Annotated in this window: 16 protein-coding genes and 1 tRNA gene; 12 read left to right on the plus strand and 5 right to left on the minus strand. The window is 61.0% G+C overall.

The window, feature by feature from the left end; genetic code table 11:
• Positions 1 to 49: 49 nt before the first annotated feature.
• Positions 50 to 123 (minus strand) — tRNA-Gly (locus AC1D0A_RS12130).
• Between the two features lie 512 nt (positions 124 to 635).
• On the opposite strand from AC1D0A_RS12130, the gene AC1D0A_RS12135 reads away from it, so the two are divergent.
• From AC1D0A_RS12135 to AC1D0A_RS12170, 8 genes are all read left to right on the plus strand, one after another.
• Positions 636 to 3,101, plus strand: a complete 2,466-nt coding sequence (locus AC1D0A_RS12135; RefSeq protein ID WP_476945922.1) for a LamG-like jellyroll fold domain-containing protein — start codon at positions 636 to 638, stop codon at positions 3,099 to 3,101.
• Positions 3,102 to 3,750: 649 nt separating this feature from the next.
• Complete coding sequence (locus tag AC1D0A_RS12140) at positions 3,751 to 5,328, plus strand: sugar transferase (RefSeq protein WP_476945923.1); 1,578 nt, start codon at positions 3,751 to 3,753, stop codon at positions 5,326 to 5,328.
• A 10-nt stretch (positions 5,329 to 5,338) separates the two neighbouring features.
• Positions 5,339 to 5,797, plus strand: coding sequence for an FAD synthase family protein (locus AC1D0A_RS12145; RefSeq protein ID WP_243180547.1), 459 nt, complete (start codon positions 5,339 to 5,341; stop codon positions 5,795 to 5,797).
• Between the two features lie 71 nt (positions 5,798 to 5,868).
• Positions 5,869 to 7,065, plus strand: a complete 1,197-nt coding sequence (locus tag AC1D0A_RS12150; RefSeq protein WP_243180549.1) for a DUF1972 domain-containing protein — start codon at positions 5,869 to 5,871, stop codon at positions 7,063 to 7,065.
• A gap of 173 nt (positions 7,066 to 7,238) precedes the next feature.
• Entirely contained in the window at positions 7,239 to 7,862 is a 624-nt protein-coding gene (locus tag AC1D0A_RS12155; RefSeq protein ID WP_308197238.1) for a CDP-alcohol phosphatidyltransferase family protein, read from the plus strand.
• Complete coding sequence (locus tag AC1D0A_RS12160; RefSeq protein ID WP_243180552.1) at positions 7,859 to 8,620, plus strand: hypothetical protein; 762 nt, start codon at positions 7,859 to 7,861, stop codon at positions 8,618 to 8,620. Before AC1D0A_RS12155 ends, AC1D0A_RS12160 begins: the two co-directional genes overlap by 4 nt.
• Positions 8,621 to 8,724: 104 nt before the next feature.
• Entirely contained in the window at positions 8,725 to 12,624 is a 3,900-nt protein-coding gene (locus AC1D0A_RS12165; protein ID WP_476945924.1) for a LamG-like jellyroll fold domain-containing protein, read from the plus strand.
• A 326-nt stretch (positions 12,625 to 12,950) separates the two neighbouring features.
• Positions 12,951 to 14,081 carry a right-handed parallel beta-helix repeat-containing protein gene (locus AC1D0A_RS12170; protein ID WP_243180554.1) on the plus strand — a complete coding sequence of 377 codons (1,131 nt, stop codon included), beginning with the start codon at positions 12,951 to 12,953 and terminating at the stop codon, positions 14,079 to 14,081.
• Between the two features lie 58 nt (positions 14,082 to 14,139).
• Here the strand turns inward: AC1D0A_RS12170 and AC1D0A_RS12175 are convergent, their stop codons facing one another.
• The 3 genes from AC1D0A_RS12175 to AC1D0A_RS12185 form a co-directional block, all read right to left on the minus strand.
• Positions 14,140 to 15,486, minus strand: a complete 1,347-nt coding sequence (locus AC1D0A_RS12175; RefSeq protein WP_243180555.1) for a lipopolysaccharide biosynthesis protein — start codon at positions 15,484 to 15,486, stop codon at positions 14,140 to 14,142.
• A gap of 50 nt (positions 15,487 to 15,536) precedes the next feature.
• The gene (locus tag AC1D0A_RS12180; protein ID WP_476945925.1) at positions 15,537 to 16,646 is read right to left on the minus strand and encodes a glycosyltransferase family 4 protein; all 1,110 of its coding nucleotides are present in this window, start codon (positions 16,644 to 16,646) and stop codon (positions 15,537 to 15,539) included.
• Positions 16,647 to 16,749: 103 nt separating this feature from the next.
• Positions 16,750 to 17,919 (minus strand): glycosyltransferase, encoded by a 1,170-nt coding sequence (locus tag AC1D0A_RS12185; protein ID WP_476945926.1) that lies wholly within the window; start codon positions 17,917 to 17,919, stop codon positions 16,750 to 16,752.
• A gap of 151 nt (positions 17,920 to 18,070) precedes the next feature.
• Between AC1D0A_RS12185 and AC1D0A_RS12190 the strand changes: the two genes are divergently transcribed.
• Positions 18,071 to 18,985 carry a glycosyltransferase gene (locus AC1D0A_RS12190; RefSeq protein ID WP_243180558.1) on the plus strand — a complete coding sequence of 305 codons (915 nt, stop codon included), beginning with the start codon at positions 18,071 to 18,073 and terminating at the stop codon, positions 18,983 to 18,985.
• A gap of 6 nt (positions 18,986 to 18,991) precedes the next feature.
• On the opposite strand, the gene AC1D0A_RS12195 is transcribed toward AC1D0A_RS12190, so the two are convergent.
• A complete protein-coding gene (locus tag AC1D0A_RS12195; RefSeq protein ID WP_243180559.1) occupies positions 18,992 to 19,636 on the minus strand; it encodes an arsenate reductase/protein-tyrosine-phosphatase family protein in 645 nt (214 codons plus the stop codon).
• A gap of 131 nt (positions 19,637 to 19,767) precedes the next feature.
• Here AC1D0A_RS12195 and AC1D0A_RS12200 point away from each other — a divergent pair, with 131 nt between their 5' ends.
• From AC1D0A_RS12200 to AC1D0A_RS12210, 3 genes are all read left to right on the plus strand, one after another.
• Positions 19,768 to 21,210, plus strand: a complete 1,443-nt coding sequence (locus tag AC1D0A_RS12200; protein ID WP_243180560.1) for a tyrosine-protein kinase domain-containing protein — start codon at positions 19,768 to 19,770, stop codon at positions 21,208 to 21,210.
• A 77-nt stretch (positions 21,211 to 21,287) separates the two neighbouring features.
• Complete coding sequence (locus tag AC1D0A_RS12205) at positions 21,288 to 22,502, plus strand: hypothetical protein (RefSeq protein WP_243180561.1); 1,215 nt, start codon at positions 21,288 to 21,290, stop codon at positions 22,500 to 22,502.
• Positions 22,503 to 22,726: 224 nt separating this feature from the next.
• The gene (locus AC1D0A_RS12210) at positions 22,727 to 24,058 is read left to right on the plus strand and encodes a glycerophosphodiester phosphodiesterase (protein WP_243180562.1); all 1,332 of its coding nucleotides are present in this window, start codon (positions 22,727 to 22,729) and stop codon (positions 24,056 to 24,058) included.
• The last annotated feature ends 200 nt before the right edge of the window (positions 24,059 to 24,258 follow it).

Raw genomic sequence — 24,258 nt, forward strand, 5'->3', positions numbered from 1 at the left:
ACGATACAGGTAGCAACCTAATAAGAGCCCGGGATCCTGTGGGGGCATGTGGAGCGGCTGACGGGAATCGAACCCGCGTATCAAGCTTGGGAAGCTAGCGCTCTACCATTGAGCTACAGCCGCAGAGGGGCCGGCCACAGTTGTGGACATTGCCCCGATGAAACAACGAGATTTACATTACCCCAGTCTGGCGCGCCAGCCGAATACACCAGTCCTGGCTGCGCGCAGAAACCGGAGGTATCCGGCGTGCCCGGCATCCTGTGGCACCGTGCACTGACATCGCAGCTGGTCTTTGTCCCGCGACGGCGGGGTGTTGGCATTCAGGCAAAGCAGGATAGGTAATTTTGCCCCCGATGCGGGTAAAGGGACGCACCGTAACGGCTGACTCCACGTGCTTCCTTCGAGTGGTCCGCCCATCCAACAGGGTAGTTGTCACTCGTGTGCACTGGAGGGCAATCCAATCTACTAGGAAGACCACAGCCGACCGAGTTGCTAGGAGGCATCAATATGTTTTGTCGTCGTCCATGGGGTCTTTCCTGCCGCCCCAGAGCGGGGCGGTCCAGGTTCGACCCCCGGGCGTGCCTCGTTTCTTCAACTGCAAATGCCTCTACCGGTGCCACATCAGGAGGAAAGTCATGAGTATCGTCGAGGTATTCGGGAAGAATCCCGCGCGGCCGTGCGGGGACGAGGGGCACCTACCGCGCTCAACGAGGCAGGCGTTGTCGACGCACTCCGTCCTGCGCGCCACCCAAGGGGTGGTTGTCGGGGCTGTGGCTGTCGCCATGATCCTCGCGCTCGCGTTGTTGCCGGGTCCCGGTGCCTTGGCCGACACCGCGCCGTCAGATCCCGCCAACCCGGCCACGCCACCCACGGTCTCTGCGGACGGGTTGCCGACAGTGCAGATAGATGGTGTGGCGTGGCAGCAACTCGTCGTGGGCAACACTGTTTATGTGGTGGGTAGTTTCACGACCGCGCGACCGGCCGGTTCGGCTCCCGGGACCAACACAGTGGTTCGGAACAACATTCTGGCTTATGACATAACGACAGGAAATCTCAATACGACGTTCGCGCCGAGCCTGAATGCCCAGGCAAAGGCCATCACCGCAGCCCCCGATGGTTCCCGGATCTATGTCGCCGGCGCTTTCACCCAGGTCAACGGCGTGTCGCAGCCCTACGTGGCGGCGCTGAATCCGGCCACGGGAGCCCTGATCACGAGTTTTGCCCCGAAAGTGAATTCGCGCGTGTACGCCCTGGCAGCCACGAACACTTCCGTCTTCATGGGCGGCTGGTTCAGCGGCGTCGGTTCTGTCAGCCGGTCCCGCCTAGCTGCGGTCCGCGCCTCAGATGCTGCGCTGCTGAGCTGGAATCCTGTGGTCGCGGGTGGAGACGTCAACAACATGGTGATCTCTCCAGATGGCACAAAGTTGGTCGCGGGCGGGAGCTTCACAAGTGTGAACGGATCGAGCAACCCGGGTTACGGCATGGCGGCCCTGAACACTTTGACGGGGGACCTATTGCCGTGGGCCGTCAACGGCGTGGCACGCAACGGTGGGGTCAACGCCTCAATCTATAGCCTTGCCACGGACGGAACGAGCGTTTACGGCACCGGCTATGTGTTCGGCTCGGGGGGCAACCTCGAAGGTGCATTCTCCGCCACCTGGAACGGAGGGGTGGTCAACTGGGTGGAAGACTGCCACGGAGACTCTTATGGTGTTTACCCCTCGGACACAGCGGTCTACGTCGTGGGCCACCCCCATTACTGCGGCAATATCGGAGGCTTCCCCGAGACCTCCCCTCGAACCCATCACCGCGCCCTTTCCTTCAGTAAGGCCCGAACAGGCACCATAACGACTGAACCGAGCACCAGCTACTTTAACTTTGCTGGCACCCCCCGGCCATCCCTCCTGCCCTGGTTCCCGGACATTGACGCCGGAACATTTACCGGCGCCAGCCAGGGCGCTTGGACTGTGACTGGAAATTCGCAGTACGTCATTTTGGGCGGAGAGTTTCCCAAGGTCAACGGAATCCCTCAGCAGGGACTGGTCAGGTTCGCGGTCAAGAGCCTTGCCCCGAACAAACGAGGGCCCGTACTGACCGGCAGTGCCATGAACCCGACCCTGCTCTCTACGAAACCCGGAACCGCTCGTGTGGGTTGGCGGGCCGACTGGGACCAGGACAACGAGAACCTGAAGTATGAAGTCATCCGCGACGGCAATGAGGCCACGCCCATCTACACCAAAACCCAAGCGTCGACCTTCTGGAATCGGCCGGCAATGGGGGTCGTGGACTCGGGCCTCGTGCCAGGATCCACCCACAACTACCGCATCAAGATCACGGACCCGCTAGGCAACGTGACCAGGTCAGACAATGTCAACGTGACTGTGGCCTCGGCAAGTCTGAGCGCGTATGCCCAAGGCGTACTCACGGATGGTGCCGGGAGTTTCTGGAGGCTCGGAGAGGCAAGCGGTAACACTTTCGCCGACTGGGCCGGATGGGCAGACGCCGTCGTCGGCCCAGGCGTTACCAGGGGCACGCCGGGCGCAATTGTGGGGGATGCGAACACTGCGACGACGTTTAGCGGAATCGCAAGCGGATTCGCATCCACGCAGACGTCAATCCCCGGGCCCAGCGTGTTCAGCGCGGAAACCTGGATCAAGACGACCACCACGGCCGGCGGCAAGGTTCTAGGCTTTGGCGACAGATCAACGGGAACATCCATTAAATATGACAGGCACGTCTACATGGACAATTCGGGCAAAATCTACTTTGGCGTAAACAACGGCGTGCGCAGGACGCTGAGTACCGCAAGAAGCTATAACGACGGCAACTGGCATCAGATCGTGGCAAGCCTGGGATCGAGCGGGATGGCCCTCTACATCGACGGCGTACGGGTCGTTCAGCGGACTGATGTGACACGCGGGCAGGACTTTGCAGGCTACTGGAGAATAGGCGGGGACAGCACCGCTAATTGGCCCGGCGTCCGGTCGAGCAACTTCTTCCAGGGTGTCATTGACGAAGTCTCGATTTACCCCAGCGTATTGAGCCCGGCGCAGGTCCAGAAACACTACGTCGATTCCGGTCGCACTCCAGTCACTCCATGAGTGCAAGGGAACGCCTAGCCTCTACAGGGCTTTGAACGACCTCCCGAATAACTGCCGCGTCCCACGGGCCCCTTAGGGCTCCCGTGGGACGCCGCTGCGTCTGCGCCGTCGCGTCTGCGTCCGAGACCAACAGTCGCAGGCACCTGCCCGGTTCGGGATCTTGCCGACTGCACGCAGCTGATCCACACTCGTCCCCGCAGTTCCGGCCAAGCCCATGAGGAACGGCCCTAACCGGGCCGAATCGACCGCTTGCGTCCCTGCGACGTACGGGTATTTCACTATCGCTTGTGGGTATTCGGTGCAGGTACTCAGCCAATCTAAATAAATCCTACAAGTGGTTACCCGGATGAATAGGGGTAGACCCCACTCGTGTGCAGGGCAGGTCCATCCCCTTGACTAGGGGGACCAAAGCCGACCGAGTCATTAGAAGGTCTCAGCATGTATGACCAACAGCTTCAGTGGGTCCCCCCCGGTTTGTTCCTAATGGATGAGCCTCACCGGCAGAGCGCACGGGAAATGACGCTCTCGCACCGGCAGACGCCAGCCGCCGCCCTCCTGACCCGGCGCCACACTTTGCCCCCGTTCGCAGCGCTCACTGCTGCGAATAGTTGCGGGTCGTCTAATCGGCTCAAGGAAATCGGCGGCGGGCATGAGTGACGTCAAGCACCGCCGGCTACTCCATGCGGGGGTACGCCCCACGAACACTATCCGAACCCAGGCCCCGGCAAAAATTTCAACGAGGCCTCAGCACTCGGTATGGGATGACGAATCCCCTGCCGATATCGCCGTTCCCCGGAGTGCAGCCACCCGCCGGTGGAAAAAATTCTCCAATCATCTCCGAATCACTGATGCGACAGCGATTTTCATTTCGGTCGCCTCGGCTTACCTTTTCCGCTTCGGCGCCGAGGTGCCGGCGGCGGCCGAGTGGGACTTTGAAACCAGCTACATCGTGGTATCAATGCTGATCCTGGTCACCTGGATTGCAGTTCTGGAGATTTACTCCACCCGAGATAGCCGGACGTTTGGTGCAGGCGCAACTGAATACAAGAGGGTAGTTCAAGCCACGCTCAAGCTATTCGGTGTCCTGGCAATAGCAATGGTCTTTGTCCGTTTCGATGTCGCACGGGGCTACTTTGCGATTGCCCTGCCCCTAGGGCTTGTGCTGCTCACCGGAAGCCGGTGGCTTTGGCGGAAGTGGCTGAACCAGCAGCGGAGCCGGGGCGAGTACCTCTCCCGAGTCATCGTGATCGGAGATACGCCGGACGTCGAGTACGTGATCAACCAGATCGAACTGAATCCGGCCGCCGGTTATCAGATTTCCGGTGTGGCTTTGTCCACCCTGGATAAGTCCCTGGAGCTGCGGCCTCCCTGGTACCGCATTCCGGTTCTCTCGACACTGGCTGAGATTTCACGGATGGTCAAAGTCGCAGGCGCGGATGCCGTCATCGTTGCGGGCCCGCTCCCTGGAGGCAGCAAGTACATCCGGGAACTGGGATGGAAGCTCGAGGCTACCGGAACGGAACTCGTCCTGGCGTCACGCCTCACAAACGTTGCCGGTCCGCGAATCCACTGGCGCCCTGTAGACGGATTGCCGCTGGTGCATGTGGAGCTCCCTCAGTATGCCGGCGGCAAGCACGTACTGAAACGCGTAGTAGATGTCGTGGCTGCCTCAGCGGCGCTGGTGGTTTTGTCGCCCCTAATGCTGATCCTGGCCGTCATCGTCAAGCGCGACAGCGCGGGTCCAGTCATCTTCCGCCAGGTACGTGCGGGCAAGAACGGCGTTCCCTTCCACATGTTGAAGTTCCGGACGATGGTTCAGGCCGCTGAAACCGACATCGACTCCCTGCGAGACCTGAACGAGGGTGCCGGCCCGCTCTTCAAGATCCGAAATGATCCACGAATTACAAAATGCGGGCAATGGATGCGTAAGTTCTCCCTCGATGAGCTGCCCCAGTTCTGGAATGTGCTGACCGGCGAAATGAGCCTGGTCGGTCCCCGGCCCCCGCTGCCTCTCGAAGTCCAGAGCTATGAGAAATTCACCCACCGCCGGCTGCTGATTAAGCCCGGGATAACTGGGTTGTGGCAGATCAACGGCCGTTCCACCCTCCCCTGGGAGGAGAGCGTCCGACTGGATCTCTATTACGTGGAGAATTGGTCGCTCACGGGCGACCTCGTCATCCTGTGGAGAACCTTTAGAGCCATGCGCAGTCCCGTCGGTGCGTACTGAAGGAGATGCTATGACCCCCCGAATCGGCTATGCAGCGGGCGCCTTTGATCTATTTCATGTAGGCCACCTGAATTTGCTGCGGCAGGCCAAAGCGGAATGCGACTTCCTGGTTGCCGGCGTTGTCACCGATGAGCTCCTGGTCAAGACCAAGGGCCAGCCGCCGATAATTCCGCTGGCAGAACGTTTGGAAATCGTTCGCAATATCCGATTTGTAGATGATGCGATTTCTGAACACCTCCCGCGCAAGATCGACACCTGGCGTTCCAATCCCTTCGACGTTCTTTTCAAAGGGGACGACTGGAGGGGCACGCCCAAGGGCTTGGAGCTTGAACGAGATTTCGCGGCAGTGGGCGTGGACGTTGTCTATTTTCCCTACACCGTGCACACGTCGAGCACAGCCATTCGCCGGACCCTTGAGCTCCTAAACTCCGACGCTCAGGGGTGGGTGCCCCTGCAAGGCATCCCCTAATTCAAAACGTTCGGGCCCCACGGGGCCAGCCAGCAGGTCTCTCTAAAACCACAAAGTCCCCGGGGGGGAAAATGAAACATAAAGCTGTTCGGCGTGCCGGATTACGTATTGCACTGGTCGGGACACGGGGTGTGCCCGCACATTACGGCGGCTTCGAAACCTGTGTCGAGGAAGTGGGGCGCAGGCTAGCTGAGCGCGGCCATCTGGTAACGGTCTACTGCCGCTCCGGAAACGGCATAGACACCCGCGTCAAGGAATACGAGGGGATGCAGCTTGTGCATCTGCCGGCACTCCGCCGACGCTCACTCGAGACTTTGAGCCACACCGGATTGTCGGTGGCTCATCTGCTGTTCCGCAGGGCTGACGCCACAATCGTTTTCAACGCAGCGAACGCTCCTTGGCTTCCCCTTCTCCGGTTGGCGCGCATTCCCGTGGCCACCCACATGGACGGCCTGGAATGGAAGCGGGCCAAGTGGGGGACCCTCGGGAAACGGTACTACCGCTGGGCAGAGAGATTTTCCGTCCGGTTTTCCAATGCCCTTATTGCAGATGCAGCCGGGATTCGTGACTACTACCGCGCCACCTTCAATGCCGCCACCCAGCTGATTTCGTACGGCGCACCCTTACTTGCGCCCCGGGAGCCGGAACGTCTCGCGGGCATCGGCCTGTCCTCCGGGCAGTACCATCTCGTGGTGGCCCGGCTGGAGCCGGAAAACCACGTTCATATGATCGTTGAAGGCTATGTCCGGAGCGCCGCCAAGCTCCCCTTAGTCGTCGTGGGAACCACGCCTTACGGCCAGGAGTACAGCCAAAAGGTACAGGATTCCGCAGACTCGAGAGTGCGATTCCTTGGCGGGGTTTGGGACCAGGAGTTGCTGGATGAGCTGTACGCCAACGCCTTGGTCTACTGGCACGGCCATTCTGTCGGGGGCACCAATCCTTCCCTGCTCCGGGCGATCGGTGCGGGTACGGCGACCAACGCTTTTGACGTCAACTTCAACCGCGAGGTGTTGGAGTCAGCCGGCGAATACTTCCGGGACCCGGCCGACGTCGCACGGTTGGCCGAGGACTCTGAGGCGCGTCTCGCCGGAACCAGATCGAGAGGGAGCCAAGCCCGGGAAATTGCGGCGAAGTACGACTGGGACCTGGTGGCAGATCTTTACGAAACGCTGTGCTACGGGCTGGACTCCGGTGCCCTGACCCACGCTCAAAACAGCGAACCCCCTGCCGCCGGACGGGCGCAGGACGAAAGCCGGGTGGCATCGTGAGCAGGGTAGGAGCACAGCATGCTCGGACGTCACCGCCGCGGACCGGCTTCAAGGGAACGCTCGCAGCGCTGGGATCCGCCCAGAAACCAGTAGCGGCCGGGGCCCCGCCATATTCCATACTCGTCAACCGGCGGGCCGGCAGATTCGTCGCGGCAGCAGCGTATCGCGCCGGCATGTCCCCTAACCAGGTCACCGCGGTCAGTGCAACCTTCACCTTTGGCGGGATAATCCTGCTGGCCACGACCGCCCCGGCTGGGTGGGTCGGGGCACTCGTCTGGGCAGCGCTGGCGCTGGGATACATCTTTGACTCCGCAGACGGGCAGTTGGCGCGGCTCCAAGGGAGTGGCTCCGTGGCCGGAGAATGGCTGGACCACGTCGTGGACAGTACGAAGATCGTCAGCCTGCACCTTGCCGTTCTCATCGCGGCCTTCCGCCATTTCCAGCTTCCCTCGGATGGATGGCTCCTGGTTCCGATTGGCTACGCCATCGTCGGAACCGTGTCGTTCTTTGCAATGATCTTGAACGATCAGCTCAAGGCAGTGGTGCTGCTGAAGTCCGGCCGCGCTGCCATCCCCAGGAAGTCGTCAGCGCTCAAATCTGCGCTTTTAGTCCCCACTGACTACGGAGTGCTGTGTTTGGTGTTCCTGCTGCTGGGGGCCCCGCTTGCCTTCTTCACGGTTTACAGCTTGTTCTTCGCGCTCAACGCAATGCATCTGGCAGTGGCTTCGACCCGGTGGTTTGGCGATATGAGAAGCCTCTCAACATCCAAATTGGTCTCAACTCGGAGCGAATCATGAATAACAGCACGAATACTGCAGAGGGCCGTCCCCTGGACAGCCGGCGGAGAGTCCAGTTCCTGGTGATCGGATTTATCCTGACCGTGTTCCTGATAGGAGCCATCATCTGGGGGACCAGCCAGTCCTCCAACCACCGTCCCGCGGGTCTAGCTGGCTCCTCAACCGGGGTTGTTGCGACGCCGACACCGACAGCGACGCCGACGGAGACGGCAATGCAATCCTTGCCGGGCGGCACAACTGCCCCGGCCTCGCCGGCTTCCGCGCCGGCCCCGGAGCCGACGGCGGCCAGCCCGGCTCCTGCGCCCGCGACCGGCAGCGACGCGCAGCTTGCCAACGTGGACCAGCCTGTCGCGCCGCCGGTCCCGCTGGATCAACCAGCATCCATACGGGAAGGCATCACCGCCGAGATCACCGAGTTTGAGAGCGTCCAGGGACAGGCTCAAAAAGCCGGTGAGGTCGCTGGCCCATCCCTCCGGTTCACCGTCACTCTCCACAACAGCACGGACCGCCCCCTTACGACGGCGGACGTCGTAGTGAACGTCAGCGCAGGTGCGGAGGATCTGCCTTCCATCACGCTCAGCGGGCCTGATGTGTCCGAATTTCCCCCCACGATCGCCCCCGGGGAGTCCGGCTCGGCCACGTATGTTTTCCTGGTTCCCGTAGACCAACGGGACAAGGTTCGAGTTCTCGTGAATTTTCAGGTTGATTCGCCTATTGCGGCATTCGAAGGTGCCGCACCGACAGAAGGTAAGCCATGATCGAACCGTCCAGTCCCCAACCCGTTCCAACAAACCGCTCTCGACGCTGGCCCGGTAACGGGCCTAGGAAGCTTGGCGCCGTCCTGCTCGCTTCCGCGGTTGCTATGTCGATGGCCCTGGTCGCGGCTCCTCCCGTTACGGCCGACACCGCTCCTCTTGATCCCGCCAACCCCGCCACACCCGTCACCGTCTCGGCGGATGCTTTGCCCACGGTGCAGATCGATGGAATCGTCTGGCAGCAGGTCATCATCGGCAACGTGGCCTACGCGGTAGGACAATTCAACACGGCCAGGCCGGCCGGCGCCGCACCGGGAACAAACACCGTCGCCCGGAACAATATCCTGGCCTACGACGTCACAACCGGAAATCTGATTACGACATTTACCGCCAGCCTGAACGGCATGGCGAAAACCATTGCGGCTTCACCAGACGGATCCAAGCTCTTCGTCGGGGGCGCCTTTTCGCAGGTGAACGGCGTAGCACGGCCCTATGTAGCTGCGCTGAACCCCACGACTGGTGCGCTGATCACGTCCTGGGCGCCGAAAGTTAACTCGCGTGTGGTGGCTCTCACAGCATCCAACAACGCCGTCTACATGGGCGGGTGGTTCAGCGGCGTCGGATCGGTCAGCCGCCCCAAGCTGGCCGCAGTGTCGACGTCAAACGCTACCCTGCTGAATTGGAACCCGGTCCCGGCCGGCGGCGACGTCAACACGCTGCTCGTTTCACCGGATGACTCCAAGGTTGTAGTGGGGGGCGGCTTCACCACACTCAACGGTTCGAGCAACCCCGGCTACGGGCTGGGGGCAGTCGATACTAACACCGGCGGGCTGTTGCCGTGGGCCGCGAACGGCTTGGTGAGGAACGGCGGGCCACAAGCAGCCATCCTCAGCCTCGCCAGCGACGGAACAAGAGTTTACGGAACGGGCTACGTGTTTGGCAACGGCGGGAACCTGGAGGGAACATTCTCCGCTGACTGGTCCGACGGTGCCATCAAGTGGGTCGAGGACTGCCACGGCGACACCTATGGCGTCTACGCATCCGATACAGCCGTCTACACCGTAAGTCATGCCCATTACTGCGGAAACATCGGCGGTTTTCCCCAGACGTCGCCAAAGTGGACATTCAATCATGCACTGGCGTTCAGCAAGGCAGCGACGGGCACTCTGACCGATGATCCCTATGGATACTTCAATTTTGCCGGGAATCCCTCGCCGTCTCTCCTTCAGTGGTACCCCGAATTCGCCGTCGGCACGTTCAGCGGCGCATCCCAGGCCGCCTGGAACATCACCGGCAACAACCAATACATCGTCGCCGGCGGCGAGTTCCCAAGCGTAAACGGAAAAGCCCAGCAGGGCCTGGTCCGGTTTGCAGTCAAGGGCATTGCGCCAAACAAGCAGGGCCCGGTGGTCACAGGCGCCGCCTTCAACCCGTCCGTTATCAGCACCGCCACCGGAACGGCGAGGGTCAGCTGGCAGGCGAACTGGGATAAGGACAATCAAAACCTGAGCTACCAGCTCATCCGTGACGGAAAGACTGCCACGCCGATCTACACCAAAACACAGGAGTCCGACTTCTGGCGTCGGCCGGGCATGGGATACATCGACACGGGACTGGCGGCCGGATCCACCCACACATATCAGATCATCGCCACCGATGCCTTCGGCAACACCGCGAAATCGAACGCCGTCAGCGTCACCACCGCCACGGCCGGGAGCGTCAGTGACTATGCCCGTGGCGTTCTCGACGACGGTGCGGCTGACTACTGGCGGTTGGGCGAAGGCAGCGGAGGGACCGCCGTAGACTGGGCCGGCTGGAGCGATATCAGCCTAGGGACCGGCGCAACACGCGGAACCGCCGGCGCCATCACCGGGGACACGAACGCTGCAACCACCTTCGACGGAACGAATACCGGGTTCGGGGCTACCCAGACCCGGATCCAAGGCCCGGACACGTTCACGGCCGAAGCGTGGTTCAAGACCACAAGCACTTCAGGAGGCAAGATACTCGGCTTTGGAAATAGCCCGACAGGAGAGTCCGGCAGCTATGACCGCCACGTCTATATGGACAACGCAGGACGGATCATCTACGGCGTCTACACCGGAAACACGGAAACCCTGCAAAGCTCCGCCGGTTTCAATGACGGGCAGTGGCACCAAGTCACCGTCAGCCTTGGTTCTAACGGAATGGTGCTATATGTCGACGGAAAGCGAATTGCGAAGCGCGCGGACGTGACCAGCGGACAGCCCTACACCGGGGTCTGGCGAATCGGTGGCGACAACCTCAACGGCTGGCCGTCGCAGCCCGCAAGTAGCTACTTCCAGGGAAGCATCGATGAAGTAAGCATCTACCCGACCGTACTGGGGCTGTCCCAGGTCCAGAACCACTTCCAGGCCTCCGGCCGCACCCTTAACCTGCCCACTGCGCCTGTAGACAACTACGGCAAGGCAGTGTTCCAGCTCAACCCGGACCTGTACTGGAGGGTGGGCGAAACTACGGGAACGACGGCAGCCGACAGCGGTGCGGTAGGCAATACAGGTACCTTCGTCAGCGGAACGAGTCTGGGACGCCCAGGGGCGCTCGCAGGAGTGACTAATACAGCCGTCGAATTCGACGGCTCATCGGGCTTGCTCTCGTCCGACGCCCAGTTCTCCAACCCCACGGTTTACACGGAGGAGCTGTGGTTCAACACAACCACCACCAATGGCGGCAAGCTGATCGGTTTCGGTGGTTCCCAGACCGGACTCTCGGGCAACTACGACCGGCACGTCTACATGGAGAACAGCGGACAATTGACGTTCGGCGTTTGGACGGGTCAAGCCAACACCATTACGACTCCACAGCCGTACAACGACGGGTCGTGGCACCATATGGTGGCAACCCAGTCGTCGGACGGGATGAAGCTGTATGTGGATGGCCAGGAGGTCGGTTCCAATCCGCAGGCCGGGTCCCAAGCCTACAACGGCTACTGGCGTGTGGGTGCAGATACGACGTGGGGACCGCAGCCATACTTCGCGGGAGCCATCGATGAGGTGGCCGTGTACTCCACGGCGCTGAGTTCCTCCGACGTTTCGGCTCACTACGCCCTGGGTGCGGGCACCACGCCTGCCAACCAGTCTCCGGTGGCTGCCTTTAGCTCGGCTGTGGCGGATCTGACCGCGACGCTGGACGGGTCGGCGTCGGCAGATCCGGACGGCACGGTTGCCAGCTACGCCTGGGACTTCGGCGATTCGTCGCCGGCCGGGACAGGGCGGACTCCGTCGCACACATATGCAGCGGCGGGAACCTATCAGGTCAAGCTGACGGTGACGGATGACAAGGGAGCGACAGGTACCGTCAGCAAGTCCATCACGGTAACGGCTCCTGCCGACCAGCCCCTGGCAAAGGACGACTTCGGTCGGACAGTTGCCGGCGGCTTCGGGCAGGCGGATGTCGGAGGCAACTGGACGACCCCGTCCGGTGCGAGCAACTATTCGGTCGCCAATGGAAATGCAACGATCAACAACGCTGCGGGAGCTACTCGAAGCGCATTCCTGAATGCGGTTTCTGCGGACTCGGCCGTGACGCAGTTCGATGTATCCCTCGACAAGATCGGAGACGGTGGCGGGACCTTTGTCTCGGTCATAGGCCGTAACGCCGGCAGCTCCAACGACTATCGAGCCAAGCTGTGGATTTCCAGGACCGGAGCCTTGACTCTGTACCTGACCAAAACGGTTGCAGGGGCGGAAACCATCCTTTCGACCAGGACCCTCGGGCTGACGTACAACGTGGGAGATTCCGTGCGGATCAAAATGGCCGTGACCGGAACGTCGCCCAGTACTTTGAGCGCTAAGGCCTGGAAAACCAGCACCGCTGAGCCGGCAGCATGGAGCCTGACCGCGACCGACTCGACGTCGGCGCTCCAGGTCCCTGGCTCCGTCGGCATACTCAGCTACGTGTCGGGGTCGAACCTCAACGGCCCGGTGAAGGTGACCCTGCGTAACTGGCTTACCACCAGGGAGCCCTAACCCCCGGCGCGACACGGCCGGGAACGCCGGCGGAGAGCCCCCTTGGGTGTGGTATTAATCACACTCAAGGGGGCTCTCCGCCGTCGAGGCGGGACTCGCGGGTGGTCGGCGTCACCCGCGTCAGGACTCGCGTCTGGCCGGGGGGACCCCAAAGGGAGCACACTTGAGGTGGCCCGACACGCCGCGCCTCAAGGGGGAACAAACTCGTGGTGCTGGTTTGACACGCCGTCGCGCCTTCCCCGATGCTGTAACGGCAAAAGTTATCCAGTCGTTACGTTGCGGTAGAGCGCAAGCTTGGGCGGCCCCTCAGATCTAAGGAACAAATAATGGAAGCGACTCATCTTTCCCGTAGGAGCGCCCTGGGATTAGGGGCCGCGGCGGCCCTCGGGCTGGCGGCAGGCCAGCTCGGTAACGCCACACCGTCCGCAGCGGCCATCGCTCGTCCGACGGGCACCGGCTACGTCCGCTATGAGGACCTGTACAGCTCCGGCAACGACCTGCAGACGGTCATCAACAAAGTTACCGGTAATCGGGTGCTGACCTTCCCCGAAGGCGTGTTCACCATTCCGTCCAATTTCCGCTACGGGTACAAAGACGGCGTGCGGTTGGGGAATCGTTCCGGTGGTGCCGGCTGTCGCGGCCTGGTGGGGTCCGGACGCAACACTATTTTTAGGATGGCCTCCTCGAGCCAGCCGAGGTGGACCGGTGGAGCTTCGCCCTACATGCTCATTCACGCGATCGCTTCCAGCGCAGATCCGATGATCACAGTCGAACTGCGCAACTTCCAAATCCAGGGAACCAGCCTGGGCCATGAGTACAACGGTCTTCGGCTGAGCCGGGCAAACGGCGTCGTCGATAACGTCTATATCAATGGCATCACCGGCTACGACTCCGTCCCGCCGGGCGAAACCGGGGGCATCAGCATATTCCAGTGCACTTCGGTGCGGGTAACCAACACCGAAGTGGATGGCCGCCGCGCAGGTGTGCGGGTTAGTTCCAGCCCCGTAATGGTGAACAACAGCTCGGGGATCACATTCCAGGACTGCTACTTCCACCATTCTCTTACTGGTGGCGGCGGCATTGCCTGGTTCGAGTCGCGTGATTCAACTGTGACCCGGGTGCGTTCGGAATACATTGGCTCCGGGACAGGCAAGCTTGCAGGCTACTGCTTCAACCACGAACAGTCCACGCGTATCACGTACAACGATCCCGTGATGATCTGTGACCGGAAGACCACCGGCGGTACTTTGCACATGTCCTTGAACTCCGATGCAGCCCGCGGCGGAACAGACTGTGTGCTCACGGTGAAAAACCCCAAGTGGGACGGGACGAGTGTGGGCTCCGGAAAATTCGTTGTCGAGACATGGACCATGGGGAACCAGGCCCAAAAGTCCGCCCCCCGCGTTTATGGCCCGACGGGGGCCGCGCTGCCGTTCACCTGGCTGCATCCGGCCTAAAGCCTGTTCTCCTCACCACCCCGGCCTGCGACCAAAGTGAGACTCATCAGCAGGAAGTTCATAGCTTGGCCGTGTTGCTTTCATGGGGCGACAAGTTGGCCCCGGCGCCCTGCCCCTGCCGGCGCCGGGCCAAGTCGCGCGTCACGTAGCAGAGATTAGGGATCAGCTGGCAGGCTGCAACCGAGATGGCGGAGCCGATGATCGGACCGGCCGCGCCCAGCAGCGAAATCAGCCACCACGATATGGCAATGTTCAGCGGGACAAGCATGAGTATGGGCAGGACCTGAAACCGCAGGCCTGCGCTGTCGGTCATGTACATGCCCGTTGGGTATTTAGCTGCCTGGAGGGCGACGAAAACCGCGAACCCGGAAACGAGCCACGCATCCAGAATAATTCTGCCATCGGAAACAAAGGCAACGAGAAATGGCGTGGCGATGGCCAGTAGTCCGCCTAGGAATAGGCCGCCCGCGGCAAACCAAATTGTCGGAACGAGCGGCGATTCGATGCGCGACGCCGATCTCGCCTTGGCATAAATGGGCCACAGAACTATTCCTGCCGCGGCAATAACTTGCAGAATCATGCCAAAAAGTTGCGAGGCAAGGTTGTACTGCGCCAGCTCCTCTCCATGGGTCAAATGGCTGAGCAGCAGCCGGTCGCTCTGCATAGCTATTGGAAGGGCGACCATCTGGAGGAGCATGGGCCAGGCAAGATGGAAGGCTTTGATGCCGGGCTCGCGTTTTATGTGCGGAACGGATCTGAGAGCTGAGGTCAGCTGAGGACTGATCAGACGGCTGGCAATGATGAGGCAGATGATGGAGTTGACGGCAGCAGCGGCGTAGGAAAACACTGCCAAATAGCTGCCAACCGGCGCCGCAAGCCCAATCGATAGTAGAACAGCCAGCAATATGAGCGGGGCAACGACTATTTGGCTCTTAACCTGTGTGGCTGTCCGCTCAAGCCCGACCAGGATCCGTTGCCCCACCGCGAGGGGAAGGGTGATCCCGAATACGGCCATGCACAAAAAGGCCGCCCAAGCTCCGCCATCCGGTAGAAGGCCGTTGCCTAGCAACACAGGCCAAAGCCCCAGGACGGAAACCAGGGCGGACGTTGCCATGATTACGGTGCCGGAAACGAGGAGGATCCTCAAGGCAGTCAGCAGGGACCGACGAACGTGCTCGTCGCTCCTGGGATTCTTGGCCTCGGCGATCGAATTTATGACGACGGCGGCAATGCCTAAGTCCGCAAAGGGAAGAAGGCTCGGCAGAGAGGCAAGCAGGCCGTATTGCGCATAGGCTTCCGTACCGAAGTGAGAAAGTATCATTCGGCTGGTCACGATGGCGCACAGGCCTGAAAGACCTAGGACAATCATTTTTGTGCCCGCGGTTTTCCCCAGCTTGGACCACATGCTTGACCGATACGCTTCTGTGCCTACAGCCTGGGGATTCCTGCGAAGCGTCACCGTGCCACGTCCGGTGAGGCCTCGAACAGCCACTCGTCGGCGGCCAACCGTCCGTCAGAGTCAGGAAGACTTGCCGTCACGTCGTTGCCGAAGGGACCCGAGGCTATGGCCTTGCAGATGACATCCGCAAGCTCCTGCGCTGTTGCGTGCGGCGACACCACCGCATGGCCGTTGTCGGCAAGCCAGTCGCTCAGGCCCGTTTCGGTGGTAGTGACGATGGAACAGCCGTGTGCGAGCCCTTCTACAATCGGAAGCCCGACCTGTTCCCGCCATGTAGCTGTGGACTGCGACGGCAGAACCAGCACCTGGGCCTGCCGTAAGACCCGATGGATCTCATCGCGGCTTGGATCGATGTGGACCTCAACACTGCTGTTTGAGGTCCCAGCGCTTTCTGCTTCTGCCACCATGGCGCCCTTGCCCAGGATGACAAGTGCCGCTCCCGGATCTTGCTGAACAACGCGGGACCAGGCCGCCAGTACCAACGGGAATCCCTTCCGTCGGGACAGATCACCAAGGTATACGACGCGTGCTGGGACCTTCGGATAGTTCGGATTGCACTCGCACGGGGCCGGCAAGGCGGGAACTAGACATTCTTCCTGTCCCTCCTGCAGGCGCGGGAGCACGTCGCGGTAAACCTCCTGCGCGGCCAGCGTTCCGAAGGCAACCCGGTCCACATGACGCCAGACGTAGAGGGCGAGGCGCCGTTCCACCATTTTCCGCGTCCGGGACTTCCAGCCCTGACCGCCAGGTCCTGCAAAGGGATCGGCGTTGCCGATCGCATACGTCACGATCCGGGTGCGGTGACCTCGTACCGCCCCCGCCAGGCGGACTGCAACAAGAGCCAAGAACGTCGCGGGGAGACTGGAGAGCATGAGGGGTTCATTAATCTCCAGCTGACGGACCCGGGAGCGGCCGAGGAGAAAGGCTGCTTTCAGCCGGTTGGCATGGACCAGGTGCAGTCCCTGCGTCAGCTGTTCATCAAAGTCGTACCTTTTCTGGCGGTAGAGGATAACAGCCGGCTCCAGTTGCCGGGCACGTTCGAGGTGTGCCGTCCTTAATGATTCATAGAGCCGGGCACGGGTGGAGTTCAGTTTAGGCAAAAACACTCAGTCTCTCTCCTTCGAACAGTGACACATGCCCGGCTCGCGTGCTTCTCAGATCGGTCAGGGAGGCCCCGCCAAAGGAAATCGGATCACGGCACGCGGCAGATTAACGTACCGGTTCCCGGTCCGGTCCTGCCTCGTATTTGCTGGACCTCTTCAATGCGGCAGTCTCCTTAATCTCGCGGTTAACGCGGCTTCGATAGGCAGATGGACGATGCCGCTCTTCGGCTACCACGGAGTCCTCAATTGCCCGACGGCGGTAGTCCGGCCAGTCCCGGTGTAGTAGCTCAATGGCATCCGCTATGGCGTCGGGGTCATCGGCTGGTACGAATAGGGGCACGGCATAGTTTCCTGCAGCCTCCCGAAGGCCCGACGTATCGCTGACAATCAGCAACCGTGCGGCGAGAAGCGCCTCTACCGCCGTGTTTCCAAAGGGCTCGTCAAGCCTTGACGGAACAATGGCGACATCAGCGCGCGCCAGGTTGGGCCAAACATCGGTGCAAAAACCAAGAAAACGGACGTGCCCTTCCAAGCGCAGGCTGGTCACCAGGCTTCGCAGTTCCGCCTCGTACCATTCGTAGCCTGGGTACACCGCGCCGACGAGCTCCAAGCTCACGTCAATCCCGCGCCGGCGAGCCCCGGCCACCCCGGCGACGGCAACGTCGACGCCTTTACGTGGAGACAGCCGGCCCACATAGACCATGCGCAGGGGCCCTACGACGGCTTCCCTGGGGGCGGTCACGGCATCCGGGCCGACCACTCCGTTGTACACAACCCGCACCCTCTTCGCGAGTGCCGGAAGAGTGTCAGTGAGGGTTTCTGCACTGTATCGACTGTTGGCGATAATTCGATCCGCCAGAATCAAAGGGGCAACAATCCCCAAGCGGACTGGCCACTTGGCCGACTTCTCCGCTTCATGGACGTGCGTCAGGACGGGGAGCCGGTTTAGCCGGGCCAACAAAAGCCACAGAGGAATGGTCAGAGTACTCACGTAAATCACGTCAGGGCCAGTCCTCCGGATGAGCCTCAGCCCGTGGATTGAGGCTTTTGCTGCCTCGACTGCCAGCTTGAGCAAACCGAGCGGATTGGCTGAGCTTTTGCGCAATACCGGCGACGGACACAAGCTGACGGTGGCGCCGCGCGCCTCAAGTTCTGCCACAAGCGGTCCCGTTTGAGGTACCGTCACAACGACCCTTGAGCCCTGTTCAACCAGTCCCTCTACTGTTTCGAGCATCACCCGGTCGGCGCCGTAGAGTTCAGAACTCGGGTGGGCCATTAGCACCGCTGGTGACGTGACGCATGCATGCATAGGGTCCTCTACTCCAGTCCAATCTGGGCGGCAACCTCCGCTTTTCGCTGTCAGACACCGCGCCGCCGTCTGGGTCTGACGACGGTACTTTCTGGACAGTAAGCTATATGGTGCTCACATGGCAATGAATCCGAAGCGCAAATTGGCGATTATCGTCGTGAACTACGGCTCGCATGAATTGTTGGAAACGAATATTGCGCCCGTGGCCGGCCACACACCGGATGTTTCTGTAGTAGTGGTCGACAACTACACGAATAGAACAGAACGGGACGCCGTTGCGAGCCTCGTTGCCCGGCGAGGCTGGACCTTGGTGGCGCCGGAGACCAACTTGGGATTCGGGGCCGGGATGAACCTAGGCGTCGAAGCTGCTGCCCAAGCCGGCGCACGAGCATTCCTGCTGATCAACCCCGATGCGACACTGGGCATGTCCAGCCTTCAGTTGCTGAGGGACGCCGTCGAACACAACCCGATGGCCGTCGTGGCTCCCCGTATCGTCCGGTCGGACGGAAGTATCTGGTTCACCGGGGCCACAGTTCGTATGGAGGACGGAGAAACCAGGGGGAGACGCCATGCATCCGCTGCGCTGCCGCCCGGTGAGCGCCGTTGGCTAACAGGAGCATGCCTACTGATAAGCCTCGAAATGTGGCAAGCCGCAGGCGGTTTCGATGACCGGTACTTCTTGTACTGGGAGGATGTGGACTTCTCCTTCCGCGTTGAGGCAGCCGGTGGAGCCCTAGAGGTGGTGGAGGAGGCCACTGCCACTCATGATGAAGGTGGCACCCAGGGCAGCGGACCGGGTTCCAGGGCCAAATCGCCCGTCTATTACTACTACAACATCCGCAACCGGCTGCTCTTCGCAGCGATCCACCTAAATCCGGATGACAGACGGCGATGGAAGGGCTCGGCCATTCCGGCCGCTTGGCGCATCCTGCTTCGCGGCGGACGCCGGCAGTTCCTGCGGCCCGTCAGGCCAGTATGGGCCGCCGTCCGCGGAACCTGGGACGGTCTCACCCTTCTTCGGCGTTGGTCATAAGGTTCATCAATAGCCGCCTAAGGCACTGAGGCCGAGATGTATCTTCCCCACGGCTTGGCGCACCTGATTCAGGGCCGCTTTATGGTGCAGTGGGCCCTGAAGGTGCCCATCCGCAATATCCAGGCGCCGCTGGGCGCTTGGACCGCCCCGACTGAGCAGCGCCGGCAGCGCCATCGGCGAGCCTTCCGGGATAGCGACGGTACCGCGAAGACAGTTCATCGCTTCCACGATCTGGAACAGGGAGGCATCGCCGACCGGCACCCCGCCTGCGTGCCTCCCCCGAGATGCCAGTTCACCGAGGTAGGCAGCGGCTTCCCTGAGGGTGAACGTTCGGCGTCGTGCAGCTGCGTCCAGATAAGCAATTTCAGAGCGATGCTCGAGCGATGCGACTAGAATTAGTTCCGCGCGGCGCACGAGACCAAGTTCCAGTTTCCTTGAGCGGTGCTCCTTTGAGGCACCACTTTCAACGCCACCCTTGCGCAAAAGGGCGGAGGCGCCGCGACAGAGGCTCTGACCGTTCGCCGCATGCGTCCCGGCGCTCTGGATCTTAACGCCGGACCGGCCGGCTCGCGCTGCGTAGTCGGTCAGTAACGCTTCCGCGTACGGCGACCGGCAGACGTTAGCGGTGCAGACTACCAGGATCGATGCCAAGACTGTGTCCTCATGTCCGCCATCCCATGACCGCAGTGTAGCCCGTCATCTGTAAAACGGGTGATAATTTCGGACCATATTCCGGTCAGCAGGCGGTAGGGTTGGCCGAAACGCTGTAAGGGGGATCTTGGATGGAGCTTGCCGAATACCTAGGGACGCTGCGCCGTCGGTGGCTGTTCATAACCGCACTGGCACTTTTGGGTGCGGGTATCGGCTTCGTCCTGGGGCTCAACTCACCAAAAATGTACAAGGCTTCAAGCAGCGTGTTCGTGTCGACTCAGCGCGGGAGTACAACCACGGAGCTCGTGCAGGGGTCAACGTTCACGCAGAACTTGATCCAGTCGTATGCGAAGCTTGCAAAAATGCCGTCTGTCCTCGATCCGGTCATCACGAAGCTGAATCTGCAAACCACGCCGGAGCGGTTGGCCGATGCGGTTTCCGCGGATACTCCGCTGAATACGGTCTTGATCGAGATCGCGGTGACCGATGAATCGCCCACCCAGGCTGCCCGCATTGCAAATGCGGTGTCCTCTTCGCTAGCAACCACTGCGCAGGCACTGTCTCCTAAAGCTGACAATGGAACTCCTGCTATCACGATGCAGCAGGTCGAGCAGGCCCAGGCGCCCAACAACCCGTTTGCCCCTGATAAGCGATTCATGGCTTTAACCGGTTTTGCCCTGGGCCTGGCCGTGGCATCGGCTTATGCCCTGGGCCGACAGGTTATCGACACGCGGCTACGAACAGAGCAGGACGTTCAGCGGGCTACTGAGATTCCGGTCCTGGGGACCATTCCCGGTCTGCGCAGAAAGGGCGGGGCCGAGGTGGCCGACTTCCGGACGCAAAAGACCGGTGTGACCGCCGAGTCGTTCCGGAAACTCGCCGCTAATTTAGAGTTTCTTGATCCAGATGCGCGTGTCCGGTCCGTGGTTGTCACGTCAGCAGTTGCCGGGGAGGGAAAAAGTTCTACGGCAATCAACCTGGCGTTAGCCCTGGCAGAACGATCTGACCGGGTAATCCTGGTCGATGCGGATTTGCGCCGGCCCCGGATAGCGGAGTACTGCGGCATCGATGGAACGCTCGGACTCACCACCGTTCTTACCGGCAGGGCCAAACTAGGGGACGTCATCGAACCTTGGGGTCCCATCCGGGTCCTCCCGTCCGGTGCGGTACCCCCGAATCCGAACCAGCTTGTAACTTCAGCCATGATGGCGGCCACGGTGGAAGCCCTGGTCCAGCAATTTGACATTGTCATTTTTGATTCCGCACCACTCTTGCCCGTGGCCGACTCGCTCGCCCTATCCCGGCTGACCGACGGGGCGCTTCTCGTGGCGCGGGCCAATTCCACCCGCCGGGGCCAGTTGAAGGCGGCCGCGGACGCGGTCGAAAACGTCAAGGGTCGGGTCCTCGGCGTCATCCTGAACCGGATCAAACTCGGGCGGGACATCCCGAAGAGCTACGGCGACGCTGCCCTGCCGGCGGCAAAACATGCCATGGCGCCCGAGCACGAGTGGGAGCTGGGCGGAAAAGCCGATGACCTCTCCATCGATGGCGACGCCCTGAGGAAACTTGTGTGAGCCAGAGTGCGTTGCGACGGCCGGATCGACCACTAGCTAGCATTGACGCCGCACGGTGGCAGCACGCGACTGTCGGGGTGGCGTTCATCGTCCTGGTCCTTCTGGGCGCCCGCCTGCAATTGAGCCACACAATCACCGTAGGTTATGTGGCTGCGCTGGTCATCGCGCCCCTTTGGCTGGGGGCTCTCGGAAAGTTCCGAGGAGCGGCCAGCCTTTTTGTGCTGGGAATAGCCTGTTGCCTATCCGGTTTCTGGCTGTTGGCACTCAATGCCCCTGATCACCAGGTGGATTCGAGCACTGCCATAAATAACGTGACACTGCTCGTGGGTCTTCTGCTCACCGTTGGCACGGTCCTATGGGCAAAGCAAGTAATGCCCGAATGGTTGATCGGGTTAAGTTACGGGCTCGGTATGCTCTTGGGCGTATCGCGGTCGGGAGCCGCAGCGGAGAACGCCTGGAAATTCGGATACTCCGTTCCCGTCATTGTCATCAGCTTATCCATTGCGTATGGCGTTGGCCGCTGGGGCAGGCGCCGGCAAGGATTAGTGGAGGCCCTCACACTGACGTTGTTGGCTGTCCTGTGCCAGCTAAACGACTCGCGATCTATGTTTGGAATGCTGGGAATGGTCATGATTCTCGTACTCTGGCAGCTGGTGCCTCGAGGCAAGAGCGGGCGAAGGTCAGTGATGAAGACCATGCTCGCGCTCGCGTGCATGGCGGTGGCAGTGTACGACGTCCTTACAAGTCTGCTCGTGGAGGGTTACCTCGGCGCTGCTGCACAAGACCGCTCCGTGACACAAATCAACATGACAGGATCCCTCATCCTGGGAGGCCGGCCGGAAATGGCCGCAACGCTGGGACTGTTCGCCCAAAACCCGCTGGGATTTGGCCTCGGTATCATTCCCTCGCCGACGGACGTCACCGTAGCGAAAACGGGCATGGCCTCCATCAACTATGAACCCAACAACGGTTACGTAGAAAAATACATGTTCGGGTCACAATTCGAGGTCCACTCCGTGGTGGGGGACCTGTGGGCACTGTTTGGCATTCCTGCACTCGCGCTAGCGTCGGTTATAGCCGTTTGGGCGCTTCGCGCCATAGTCGTTGGAATCACGCACGGACGGGGAAGCGCGTTGCCTCTTTTCCTGGCTGTCATCACGCTGTGGAATATCTTTTTCAGTCCCCTGCTGACTTCCGTCGCCACGATGGGACTGGGCCTGGGACTAATGCTGCCAAAGAAGAACCAACAGCGCGAGACGAGTGCTGCTGGGTCACTACAAGATGCCAATTAAAGGACGACCGAGACGGATGGCTATGAATGTAATTCACCAACTATTCCTCAACTCCCTGACGGCAAGTTCCAACTACGTTGCACGGCAGCCGTCTGACCCAGTCCGTAAGGTCCGGTCCCATGGGTAGGACTGGCAGACAATCACCAGAACATGTATCGAGGAGGACCTTCCTCATCGCATCGTCGTCCGGCCTGGTGCTCGCATCCTGTTCAGCGAATGATGCCGTGCCCGAGCGAGCGCCGATCCATACGGTGGACAGCCTTACCGGAACGACACCGTTCTATATCGCCCACAGGGGCTCCGGAGACAACTGGACCGAACACACGAAAGTCGCCTACGACTCCTCTAGGGCCGCGGGGGCGCGGGCTATAGAGGTCTCGGTCCACTCAACGTCCGACGGCGTCCTGGTCTGTCATCATGACGCTAATCTTTCGCGCCTAACAGGCGTCGACAAGGACATCGAGAACATGACGTACGCGGAACTCGCAGAGTTCCGCGTCGACGCGCGGCAATGGCTGGGGCCGTCAGCGGCCCCCCAGCCGATACCCAAATTGTCGGACGTCCTGGACGCTTGCGCCGCCACACACGTTGTCTTCCTGGAGGACAAGCAGGGCACCAACACCAAAGTGCTCCTGGACCTCATGGATACCTATCCGGACTCGACCGGCCATTTCGTCTGGAAGCAGGACGCGGGCGTCAAAACGTTCGAAGACGCACAGGCCCGCGGCTATAAAACCTGGGGCTACTTTGTGGACGGAGCGGACAAGAAATTTGAAAAGTACGCCGCCCGTCATGACTTCGTAGGCATTTATCATCTGGCGGCTGACGCGGATATACAGCGGCTCGTCGGTTTCGGACGGCCCACGATCTGTTGGGAGGTTCATACACGTTCGAGAAGGGACAGCCTTCTTGGGCTGGGAGTCCGGGGCATGATGTGTCCCAACATTCCCTACGTGATGACCGACGTTCCGGCGGCCACCGCTGACACTTTCGCCACGGGGCTCCGCGCCGCAGGGGACCTTCCGTCGACCCTCGGTTGGGCCTTCCAGCCCCTTATTTCACCCCGGGAAGCAACCGTCACACTTGCCGACGACGTGGACCAAAGCTATTCACTTGGTTCCATGTGCCCCATCGCCGGCGATGAATATTCCATCGAATTCCAGATGTGCTGGCCCACGAGGGTGCCTTCTTCGGTGCAGGCCGGACTAGCATTCGGCCTCACCAGCGACAGCCCTTATCAACCGCTCGAACCTGGTCCAGCCGGTTACCATCTCTTGTTGGATGACAAAGGCGAGCTTCGGCTTTACGCCAGGCGCGAGTCCGGCGCCTCCGAAAGTTTGGGCGTGTTGAGGACAGCTCCTCCGGTGCCCGGATCATGGATCAGTTTGAGGATCTCAGTGGAAAGCTCCCGCATAACGTTTTCCCGGCCCGACGCCGAAGAGGCGAAGGTATCGGTAACAACCGCGGAACACCGCGGCGGCTACTTCACCCTCTGTAAGGCCTATAAGGGAAAAGTCCCCATATCCTTCCGCGGGATCAAAGTCGACAGTGCATAGTTCTGGGCCCAGTCACGTCGGCTGCCAAATGGCCAACTATTTTCCAGCCTGGCTTCCTTCCCAAGGGCCGTGAGGGCAGGCTGCCACGGATGCGCACGGCGGGAGAACCTGTGGAAATTTACCGACAAAAAAATCCCGCACGCAAACCCCCACGGAGCCGGCAGATGCACTAGGGTCGGAGCAATTCCGTGTTTCCGCTC

The organism is Arthrobacter sp. P1_D4, from assembly GCF_056406115.1.